Annotated in this window: 7 protein-coding genes; 6 read left to right on the forward strand and 1 reads right to left on the reverse strand. The window is 55.5% G+C overall.

The genetic code is table 11. The features are described 5' to 3' along the window. Positions 1-18 precede the first annotated feature (18 nt). From ACYVHX_RS27290 to ACYVHX_RS27305, 4 genes are all read left to right on the forward strand, one after another. Positions 19-384 (forward strand): DUF1304 domain-containing protein, encoded by a 366-nt coding sequence (locus ACYVHX_RS27290; protein ID WP_460674881.1) that lies wholly within the window; start codon positions 19-21, stop codon positions 382-384. Positions 385-1339: 955 nt separating this feature from the next. Continuing rightward, on the forward strand, positions 1340-2473 hold the full coding sequence (locus ACYVHX_RS27295) for a sensor histidine kinase (RefSeq protein WP_460674882.1): 1134 nt from the start codon (positions 1340-1342) through the stop codon (positions 2471-2473). Positions 2474-2508: 35 nt separating this feature from the next. Beyond that, a complete protein-coding gene (locus ACYVHX_RS27300) occupies positions 2509-3231 on the forward strand; it encodes a LytR/AlgR family response regulator transcription factor (protein WP_460674883.1) in 723 nt (240 codons plus the stop codon). A 44-nt stretch (positions 3232-3275) separates the two neighbouring features. Continuing rightward, positions 3276-3755, forward strand: a complete 480-nt coding sequence (locus ACYVHX_RS27305) for a group II truncated hemoglobin (RefSeq protein ID WP_460674884.1) — start codon at positions 3276-3278, stop codon at positions 3753-3755. Positions 3756-3773: 18 nt separating this feature from the next. Here ACYVHX_RS27305 and ACYVHX_RS27310 read toward each other — a convergent pair whose 3' ends face one another. Next, positions 3774-5606 (reverse strand): alpha-amylase family glycosyl hydrolase, encoded by a 1833-nt coding sequence (locus tag ACYVHX_RS27310; protein WP_460674885.1) that lies wholly within the window; start codon positions 5604-5606, stop codon positions 3774-3776. 506 nt (positions 5607-6112) lie between these two features. Here ACYVHX_RS27310 and ACYVHX_RS27315 point away from each other — a divergent pair. Next, complete coding sequence (locus tag ACYVHX_RS27315; protein WP_460674886.1) at positions 6113-11074, forward strand: putative Ig domain-containing protein; 4962 nt, start codon at positions 6113-6115, stop codon at positions 11072-11074. A gap of 339 nt (positions 11075-11413) precedes the next feature. After that, entirely contained in the window at positions 11414-11647 is a 234-nt protein-coding gene (locus tag ACYVHX_RS27320) for a hypothetical protein (RefSeq protein WP_460674887.1), read from the forward strand. The last annotated feature ends 93 nt before the right edge of the window (positions 11648-11740 follow it).

Raw genomic sequence — 11740 nt, forward strand, 5'->3', positions numbered from 1 at the left:
TCTCTAAACCGTAAGTCGATGGTACTAAAAATTCTGATTGGGCTGGTGGCCGCGCTCCACCTCTACATTCTCTGGCTCGAAATGTTCGCGTGGACCACCCGCGGACCGAAGGTTTTCAGGAATTTTCCGGCGCATCTGTTCCCCGCAACCCGGGCGCTGGCGGCCAATCAGGGCCTGTACAACGGGTTTCTGGCTGCGGGTCTGATCTGGTCACTGCTCATCAGCGACCCGGTTTGGCAACACCACGTCGCCTTCTTTTTTCTGGGCTGCGTCGCCGTCGCCGGGCTTTACGGAGCAGCCACGGCGGATAAAAAGATTTTCTTCACCCAGGCGCTCCCGGCCCTGATCGCCATCGGACTGCTGGTGGTTCAACACTATCTGTAAGGGACTTTGATCTGGTTTGGGCCGCATCGGTTCGCCGTGGGCTGACAGCAAAACCGGGCGGTTTTGTTCCGAATATGCATGGACCCGCAGGCGGTACTGGTAGCGATACTGCGCCGTCGATAGCGTTAGCTGGTAAACTCCCAAACCCAGTTTGTCCAGGTCCAGGTAGCGTTTGTAGCTGGGATGCGTACTCGTTTCCCGGTAAACCGGCTGGCCGGATGGATCGAGCAACTGGATCGAAACCGGGTTTGATTCCGTATTCTGGTAGTAAACCGCAATCCGGGCGCGGGGAGCCGGAACCACCGTTGCGCGAAAACCGTCCGTTGCCGACTCGGCCAGCGGAGCGCCCAGCAACGCCGACCGGCCGACACCGGTTTCGGTTGGGGCAAAACCGGCATCAGCCGTGAGCAGATCCGGGCTGATGACCGAAGCGACCAGTTGGTTGCTGGCCAGTCGGGCGCTGGCCTGGTCGAGCCGCCGGATGTTTTTGCGGGTCAGGCGGACGTGCTGACCGGGCAGGACTTCCTGATAGATCAGGCGGTTGTGGTCGTCGTAAAACGCGACGACCGTTTGGTGCGAAACCGCATCCGTGTGCAGCTGCCAGCGCGAAGCCGGAACGTAAGTGTCGGTCTGCGCCAGAATCGGTCCGACGCTCAGGAAGTAACTCAGGATAAACAGGATGCGGGTGTTCATGGGTTGTTTCATCTGATTCGGAGTGAAGGGGTTGTGCCGGATTTTTCAACGAAGGAAACACCTGGATTTATACCAAACCGGATTTTTAGGCCAAACCCCGTTCCGGCCGGACCGAAGTCGGAGAAACCGGACGAAGAGCGTTGGCCGGGGAGAAATGCCGTTCGTCGGGCGATTGCGTCGTTTGTCTAAAAAAACCGGTTCTTCGCGCGACGGGACGGCGAAAACGGTATCTTTAAGAAACGAATCGGCCCCAAGCCAACCGATGGAATCGTTATTCAGACTTTTGTTTCGCTACCGGGTTGCGTGGCACGTCCTTTTCTGGCTGCTCTTGCTGGCGTATGAGGCATTGATTCTGGGCAGTATCGACGACCAATACCGGCAGCGGTTCACGATTACGCTCGTCGAGTTGCCGGTCAAAATGCTGGCGACCTACGTTTTGCTGTACCTGCTCATTGACAAGCTGCTGCTGCGGAAGCGGTACGGGGCGTTCTTTTCGTTTTTTCTGGTGTCGATTGCTGCCGTTGGGTTAGCACAGCGGTTGTTGGGTTACTACCTGATTTACCCGCTTTACTACCCGGCCGCGTTGTCGATGCCGGTTTTTTTTCTGCCTAAAATCCTGATTTACACCTTTGCAACCTATTCGATGGCGGCAATTCCGGCCGCGATTCATTTGATGAAAAAGGGGTATGTCGATCAGCAGCGCACGCAGCAGCTTCAGGAAGTGACCCAGCAGCTGGCGAAGGAAAAACTGGAAGCCGAACTGAAACTGCTCAAGTCGCAGATTCACCCGCATTTTCTGTTCAATACGCTCAACAACCTGTACGCCCTTACGCTGAACGGCTCGCCCAAGTCGCCCGAAATTGTCTTCAAGTTGTCGGAATTGATGAGTTACATGCTCTACGACAGCAACCTGCCGCAGGTGCCGCTTCGGAAAGAAATCCAGTACATCGAGAATTACATCACGCTGGAAAAAATCCGGTACGGCGACCGGCTGGATGTGTCGCTCAATCTTTATGCGTCCCTCGACGGGATTCAGATTGCGCCCCTGATCATTCTGCCGTTTGTGGAGAACAGTTTCAAACACGGCGTCAGTCGCCAGTTGGATTGCGTCTGGGTGCGGGTGGATGTGCTGACCAACGCTAATAGCCTGATCTTTAAGATCGAAAACAGCAAAGCGGCCCAGGCGCCGACGGTCCGGCCCGGTGCGTATTCCGGCATCGGCCTGCAGAACGTTCGCAAACGACTCGATATCATCTACGGGACCCGGTATTCGCTCCAACTTTTCGACGAAGAAGAAACGTATCTGGTGGTCCTGAAAATTGACCTGGTTCCGGACGTCCTGGCGCCGGTGGAGCCTGCGGTTTTGCAAGGAGAAACGAGTGCTTTACCAACCTAAACCTTGCAGGTTTAAATTTCTGACTGCTATGCACCATGAATTGTGTCATTATTGAAGACGAGCCCCTGGCGCTGAACCTGCTCGAATCCTACGTCCGGCGGGTCGAAGGGCTGAATCTGGTCCGGAGCTACACCAACGCCGTGGAAGCGTTTACGTTTCTGCAATCCAAAACCGTCGATTTGCTGTTTCTGGACATCGAGCTGCCACAGATTTCCGGGCTGGAGTTGCTGAAATCGCTTAAAAACCGCCCGCCGGTGATCATGACCACGGCCTACCGCGATTACGCCGTCGATGCCTACGACCTCGACGTGGTGGATTACCTGCTGAAGCCGGTGACGTTCGAGCGGTTTTTGCGGTCCATCAGCAAGGTCTACCAGGGCAGTCAGCCGGTGGCATCGGAGGTGCCCGCCAATCCGCTGACGCACGACTTCGACCGGGCGTATATTTTTCTGCGCGAAGACCGCGAAATGGTGAAAGTGTACCTCCGGGATATTCTGTACATCGAAAGCCTGCGCGACTACGTACGGGTGAAAACGCAGGAACGTCAGATCATTACGTACCAGAAAATCAGTTATCTGGAGCAGAAACTGCCCGAAAATAAATTCATCCGCATTCACCGCTCGTTTCTGGTCGCCATCGAAAAAGTAAAGGCTTTTACCCCGCTTTCCGTCCTGATTGGCGAGAAAAACCTGCCGCTGGGGCGGAATTACAAGCACCAGGCGTTGCGGGCGTTTCACGGCGACAACGTGATGCTCTGAAAAGTATACATCCTATTTTTTTTCGCTGATCCGACTTCAGGACTATGAACGAACGAACCCTTCCGACGCTGCACGACTGGCTGGGCGGCACCCACCGGCTGGAACAACTGACCACGCTCTTTTACCAGAAAGTGTTGCAGGACGATTTGCTGGAGCCGGTTTTTCGGCACATGTCGCCCGAACACGCCCGGCACGTGGCGCATTTCATCGGCGAAGTGTTCGGAGGACCGAAACACTACACGGAAACCGATGGCGGGAGCCACGCCAGCATGGTGGCGCACCACATCGGGAAACAACTCGACGAACCCAAACGTCGGCGCTGGTTGACTTTGCTGCTCGAAAGCGCGGACGAAATCGGGTTGCCCGACGATCCGGAATTTCGTTCGGCCCTGCTGGGGTATCTGGAATGGGGCAGCCGGATTGCCGTGCTGAACGCGACGGCGCCCGAAAATCCCGTTCAGGCCGGTGCGCCGATGCCCGTTTGGGGCTGGGGCGAAACCGGCGGACCCTATGTCGCGGATTAAGTGACGTGTCGCTACTGATTACTGGTAAATAACAAAACCGCCCGCCGGAACGGTCAGTTGAATGGCGCGTCCGTTGCGAACTGCCACCGAAACCGTCGCCTGAATCTGGGCCGCGTCGGTCGAATACTGGCAGGTTAACACCGCGCCGGGCCGGTGCAGCTCATTATCAATGGTGACCCAGGCGGTTCGCTCCTCCTGCGGGTCGGTATTGATGGCGCACACGATTTCCTGTTTGTTGAACAGCCGCGACCACGGCACGACCGAGCGGATCTGCCCGCCCACCATTTCGGGGAAGCCAAAATGAATGCCGTCGCCTGAAATCTGGCGCAGATACTGCCGTCCCCGGCGAAGCGCGATGTGCTGCTGCCGCAAAGCCAGAATCTGGGAGATGGCCCGAAAAACCGGGGTGTGTTCCCGGAAAAAATGCCGGTGGTGGCTCCGAAATGCCCCGAATGCCCCGCCGAACATGGCTTCCCGAATGTACCGGTCGTTGTCGCCCCGCCCGTCGAACAACTGCTCGGAGCCGTAATAAATGCAGGGAATGCCCAGGGTGGTAACGTTCAGGCCAACGAGCGCAATGAGTTGGCGGTCGGCATCCGGATCGGCGCAGAACCGGGCTTTACTGCCGCCTTTCCGCACCTGATCGTGGTCGTCGAAAACCGTCACGACGTGGTTGCGAAACCAGCTGTGCGAATCCTTGCCAATCAGTTCGGAGTTGCGGAACAGGTTGAAATAATCGGACGGGTTGCGGTAGCCCTTCACCGCGTATTCCAGTTTGTCCGGAATGTCGTCGATTCCCAAAGCCGCGTCCAGACCGGTCAGTTCCATCGTCGTATACGCCCGCTGACGGCCCCCGGTAATCTCACCGATCAGGTAAAAGTTTTCCTTGCCGAGGTCCATGGCGAACTCCTTGATGACGGCCGTAAAATACCGGGTGGCACCCAGGTCCATGTGTTTGACGGTATCGATCCGGTAGCCGTCGAGGTCGGCGAACGCCATCCAGTATTTGTACACTTCGCAGATGGCTTTCAGGGCGGGCGCGGGCTGGTAGTGATCCAGGGAACCGGAGCCGTGGTGAATGTCTTTCAGCGACGCAAAATCGCCTTCGATGAATTCCGGGTCATTGTCCCACCAGCTGATTTCGCCTTTCTGCGTGAAGGTCGAAGGGTCCTGAAAGTCAGTGGGCCAGATCGCGCCATTGGGCCAGGCCTCCGGCCGGGTCGCCAGATCGACGGTTTTGAACGGCAGCGACGGATTGCCCTGCGGGTCGCGGTAACCCGTCACCGGGTAGCGCATGCCGTTGTGGTAGCGGGGCTGGCCGGCCTGATACGCAAAGACGTCGCCCGCGTGGTTGAAGATGATATCGAGGATGACGTATATACCCAGCGTGTGCGCCGTTTCGACTACGTTTCGCAGATCGTCGGGTGTTCCGAAGCGGGGGTCGATGTCCAGAAAATGCTGGATGCCGTAGCCGTGATACGTTTCCTGTGAACTGACCTGTTTAAAAACCGGGCTGATCCAGATGGCCGTAATGTTCAGCCGTTTCAGGTAGCCCAATTTGCTTTCCAGTCCTTTCAGCGTACCGCCTGCAAACCGGGTGCCAGCTTCGCGCCACTGCTGCGCTTCGGCCGGGGTCTGGACGGCATTTTCCGCATCCGATGGACTAAAAACCGGGGTCATTCCCGCCGTAACGGGTGTGCCGTCATTATCCAGAAAACCCTGCTCATTGCCATCCGAAAACCGGTCCAGCATCAGAAAATAAAGAACCTGATCTTCCCAGGCCACCGGCGAGGGGTGGTAGCGCCGTTGGGTGAGCGCCTTGAAATCGATGTCGTCAATTTGGCGGAACACGAGACTTCTTTTTTGGTGAGCAGGAAGGTAGCAAATCGGCTTCATTAAACGGGCCGACCTCTTCGTAAGCGGTAACCTGATCCGGATTTTCTAACCGAAGCCGGTCGGCTGACTCAACGGCTCTGCGGATCCGGATGTATTGGTTGAGATTGGGGCGTTTTCGGCAGGTTTGAAAACCGTAAACCGTTAACTCTTTTTTTCAGGTCAGCTACCTCTCGCAGAAGTCTTTGAAAATCACTACGATATACCAGAAAATAACAAAATGATCCCTTGGCATTTCTTTTGTATGCATCATTTTGCAGCCAAACACCATTGCTCTGATCAGCGAATTGATCGCGTTCAAATCAAAACTAGTCTTGTAGTTAAGGGCAAAATGCCAGGTTGCGCGAAGTGCAAGAGAATGAAATAGGGCATTTGATCACATGCTCTCAGTAGGAACATTTTTAATACTCAACGTTATTATGATTTCAAAACTACCTGTCCGCATGCTGGGGCATGTCATTGGTATGGCATTGCTTCTTGTTTCCACCTTCCAGTCCGGAATTGCCCAAACGCCCACTAACACCGCAACGAATTCGGCCAATCGAGCCCGAATGGGGGGCGTAAAGATCGACAACCAGCGTTACATCGGCGTGACGATCTTTAACTTTGAAACGGTTGCTGAAGTCGATGATGAACGGATTCGGCACTCCGCCGATGCGGGTTGCAACGCCGTTGAAATTACCGTTAACTGGGACCGGGTTTATCCCAACATCAACAGCAGCCCCGGCTGGAGCGTGGTCGATTCGCACATCAAGACGGCCCTGGCCAAGAAGCTGAAAATTGCCCTGCGGGTGCATGTGGGCCGGGAAGCCGACAAACTCGGCGGATTCTGGGGAGTCCACGAAACCATGCAGGCCGCCGACAGTTCGCGGAGCACCAAACAGGGCATCATCCAGTTTTCCTTTTCGCACCAACCCACCATCGACCGGGCCGCCGGTTTTGTGAAAGAGGTGCTGGACCGGTATCAGTACCTCCAGGAAAAAGATAGTCTGCTGTTTTTCTCCGTCGTCTCTTCGCCCGCCCTTGAGTCGGAATATACCCCGGTTTATGATCCCCCATCGGGCGAAAAATACGTGGTTCCGTACGACTACAGTATTTACGAACTCAACGCATTTCGCCAGTATTTGCAGGCCCGTTTCAGCCTGGGGCAGCTCAACCAGCGCTGGGGAACCGACTTCAGCCAGTGGAGCAAAGTAATGCCACCGGCCAACGACAAGAATAATCCGTATGCGTCGCAACTGGGTGTTCGCGGGAACGACTGGTATGTTTTCCGGCATCGTCAGTTGAAAAAATTCATCGACAAAATCAACGCAACGGTCAAAAGTGTTGATCCGTCCATTGTGGTGGTCAACCAGCACGGCTGCGTCTGGGATCGGCTGTCGGGGTTGCGGGCTTCGCTGGCGTTTAAAGATCTGGGCCAATCGGCCAATGGCCTGAAGTTTAACGATGGCCCGGATTACAACCACCGGTTTTCGATGGACGTAGTGCGGACGAACCTCAAACCGGGCGCGTTCATGATCAATGCCGTTGACGGGATGTTCTACACGTCCGTTTCGGTTGAAAAATACTATGAGCAGATTACGCAATGCTTTGAGCACGGCGCGAAAATGCTGACGCTGGCCAATTTCAGTCCTAAAAATGCCCGCCAAAAGCTGACCGACCTGATCGGCCTGGTGGTGAAGGATAGTTTGCTGCACAAGCCGGTTACGCAGGTTCAGACCGCCGGCAACGCCATTGGCTACAAATTGTCCGACATTCTCAAATCTCATTCCATTGCGCAGGAGCGGTGGAACCAGCGGTATTCGCAGAACGGCAAAAAACCGGTGCGGATCGAAATTGACGAAGACCTGCTCCGCAACGAGCCGCCGGTGATCAACAGTCTGCCGGTTTTGAGCCGTTCCCTGACCGATCAGACGGCCTTGGTTGGGCAGCCGTTCAGCTATTCGATTGGACAGGTTTTTTCCGATGCCGACGGAACGATTGTCAGCGTCGAAGCCAGCAACCTGCCACAGGGGATTCAATGGTCGGCCACCACGGGGGAATTCAGCGGTACTCCCACGCGCGTGGAAGCCGCCATGGTGACCCTCACCGCCCGCGATAACCTGGGAGCCACGGTGACCGGCAGTTTCCACTTGACCGTCTCGGATCCCGTTGCCACCAATCTGCCGCCGGTTGCACCTTATATTGCGGCACAAACCGCCCAGGTTGGCAAGGGATATTCCTACACCTTGCCCCGGTTTTCGGATCCTGAAAGCCTGCCGTTGCTGCACGCGTTGCGGGCCGATGTCCCCGGTTTGGCCTATTCGACAGAAACCGGCGTGTTCAGTGGCGTTCCCACCACGGCGGGCGTGTACTCCCTGACTTATTCGGCGGCTGATCCATCCGAAGCCCTGGCCGCCACGACTTTTCAGCTCACGATCCGGGCCGCCGATCCTCCGCAGAAAAGAACCGGTAACTTTGAAGGGTACCTCGATAAATACAATTGCGACGGCGACATCTGGGGCTGGGTCTGGGACCGAAATCTGCCCAACACGCCCATGCCGATCGAAGTGTTCGACGGTTTGAATCTGGTCGGAACGTTTGTGGCCAATGTAAACCGGCCCGATCTGGTGGCCGCCAAAAAAGGCAATGGGGTGCACGGGTATCAGTTTGTTATTCCGGCCAGCCTCAAAGACGGCAAACCGCACGTCATCAGCATGCGGATTGAGAATTCGGATTATTACCTGAAAGGCTCACCCATTACCCTGACGTGCCCATCCAGCACGGATCAGGTCGACCCGACGAATGTTCCGCCGGTGGCTCCACCGATTCCGGTTCAGAATGCGTACCTGAACATTCCGTTTAGCTACACCATTCCCGAGTTTTCGCACGAAGACGGCCAGACGCTGGTGTACGCGGTCAGTGGCGGAATTGCCGGTCTGACCTACAACCAGGCCACGCGCACCTTTAGCGGTACGCCGAACCAGGTGGGCACCTTCACGGCCAGTCTGATCGTGTCCGATGGGCAGGGAGGCTACACACCGGCAATTGTAACCGTAGTGGTGGGTGCGGCTCCGGCCAACCGCCCGCCCGTGGTGAGCCAGACCATCCCCGATCAGACCGCGACCGTTGGTCAGGCGTTTGGGTATACGATTAACGCCGATACGTTTACCGACCCGGACTATAACCTCACGGGAATTCAGGTGAACGGCCTGCCCGCTGGCCTGGCTTACAATCCAACGAGCCGGTTGATTAGCGGAACCCCAACCGGACCCGGCAGTACGACGGTTTCCGTAAAAGCAACAGACGCGGTGGGAGCCACGGCGGTCACCACCTTCAAAATTACGGTCGAACCGGCTGCGGCACCGGATAACCAGGCGCCGGTAGTGGCGGCTGCGCCTGCGAACCAGACGGCCCTTGTGGGCGCAACCTTCAGCTTCCAGATTCCGCTGGAGACGTTTTCGGACCCGGATGGCAACATCGTCAGCATCAGCGTGTCGGGTTTGCCGGGCGGTTTGAATTACACTCCGAATACCCGGACGATTGCGGGAACACTGACCAAACCGGAAACCGCAACCATCACGGTGACGGGTACTGACGACGACGGCGCTACGGCAACGGTTAGTTTCCAGCTGACGTTCCTGGCGGCTCCCGAACCGCCCGCCAACCAGGCGCCGGTGGTGGCTAAGTCGATTCCGGATCAGACGACTACCGTTGATCAGACGTTTACGTACACGATTGACGCGGGCACCTTTACCGATTCCGATGGAAGTATTGCCAAAATTGAGCTGAGCGGTTTACCCGCCGGGCTGACCTATACTGCAACAAACCGGGTTCTTAGCGGCACGCCCAGCAGCCCGGTCACCGCAACGGTGACGGCCAAAGCCACCGATAATCAGGGGGCTTCGGTGACCACCAGTTTCCGGTTTACGGTGAACTCCAAACCGGTTGCAGAAAACCTGGCGCCGGTAGTTATGCGGGCCATTCCGGATCAGATGGCCACCATTGGTCAGGTCTTCACGTATGCCATCGGCGGAGACATCTTTTCCGACCCTGACGGAAGCATCGATCATGTGGAAGTGACCAGTGTGCTCCCCAATGGTTTGACGTACACGGCGGTGATTCGGGTGATTAGCGGGGTGCCCGTTCCATCGGTCGCCGGTCGGGGCCTGGTGGCAACCGTTACGGAACCCTCTACTTCGACCGTTACGGTGAAAGCCATTGACAACCGGGGGGCTTCGGTAACGACCAGTTTCCGCTTAACCGTCCATCCGCCTTTGAACCTGCCGCCGGTGGTGGAGCAGCTGATTGGCGACCAGACCGGAACCGTCGGTCAGTTCTATACGTCTACCGTTGGACCCGCGATTTTCAGCGACCCCGACGGAGAAATTGTAAAAGTTGACGTGACCGGTTTACCCTCGGGTATGACCTATTATCCGGAAACGCGGGTCATCAGCGGCAAACCGACGACTGCTTCGTCCGGGACGATAACGGTAACAGCTACCGATAATCAGGGAGCTTCGGTGACCACCAGTTTTCGGTTTACGGTCTATTCGGCGGCTAATGTGTCACCGGTGGTATCGCAAACGATTCCGGAGCAAACCGGCACGGTCGGTCAGGCGTTTACCTACACCATTGGTGCGAATGTGTTCACTGATCCGGACGGAACGATTGCGAAAGTGGAAGTAAGCGGCTTGCCGGCCGGATTGAGCTTCAATGCTTCAAAGAGCCTGATCTCGGGTACGCCCACTTCGGAGGGAACGGCTTCCGTGACGGTGAAAGCAACGGATAATGGTGGCGCAACCGTCACGACCGGTTTCCAACTGAAAGTCCAGGCGCTGGTGGCCGAAGTAAAAGGAAATTTTGAAGGCTTCCTGGACAAGGTCGAATGCGGAACCATTCGCGGCTGGGTGTGGGACCGTAACAAGCCGAACACTCCGCTGACGGTGGAATTTTATTCCGACGGAAAAGCCATCGGAACGGCTGAGGCTAACATTCACCGGTCCGATCTGAGTAGCGCCGGGAAAGGCAATGGCGTTCATGCCTATAGTTTTACGACCCCGGAGCATCTGAAAGATAACAAACCGCATGTAATCAGTGCCAAGGTGTACAACAGCTCTTACGTCCTGAAACAGGGTCCCAAAACGTTGGTTTGTCCCTCGTCGGCGCGGCTGTCGGCCGAATCGGCCGAAGAACGCCTGAATGTCACGGTTCTGGGCAATCCGGTGGGTGAAAAACTGGAGGTGACGGTTCAGGGAGCCGAAGGACGTCCGGTCCACTTTTTAATCACCAACCTGCACGGTCGGGTGGTTGGCAAGCGGCAGGTCGAAAACGCCGGTGCGAACGAGCAGCAGCAGTTTAGCCTCAGCAGCGAACCCGCGGGGCTGCTGATTCTGCGGGTAGCCAGCGAATCACGGTCGGTTACCTTGAAAATTGTGAAGCAATAAAAACCGCCTGAAAGCCCGGCATGGTTTAAAAAGGAATTGATTAAATAACCTGGATTAACTGGATAAGCCTGCTCTCTTTGAGGGCAGGCTTTTTATTTGGCCCTTCAGCGAACTGCTGCCCCGTAACCGATGGATAAAAAGGGTATCAGTCGAATGTCGTTTGTCTGATAAAATGGGAAATTTATTTTGCGTTTTGGTTATTTGTTTCCAAATTGCATTGTATTGGTCATTCAGAGGCTAAATTGACCGTACCGATTAATCACATTGCTAGGTATTATTACTCAATTTAATAATTGTGCATGTATCTTTGCAGTACCCACCGTAACAACGTGCTAAGTAATGAATGTAACCAAGGATATATCGAGGCTCATGGGATCCAGTTTTTCCGGCGCTAAATCGCCTTCCTTTAGTTTTACCAGTTTGCCACAGGCCATTAGCTGTGCTAACAAATTTTTTATGGAAGGTTTTAACGCACAGATTATTGCCAGAGATAAGAATTCGTTCCTGGTTGTTTCACCAGACATTGCCCGCCAGCTGGCGCCGAAAGGTTTTCGGCCGCTCTATGGCAATTGACGCTCATTCAGTAGAATATCAGGTTATTTAAAAGAAAAAACCAGTCGACTGACTGGTTTTTTTCTAACTACTCTATCCATGTTACTACTTATA

This window comes from Larkinella ripae (genome assembly GCF_054780775.1).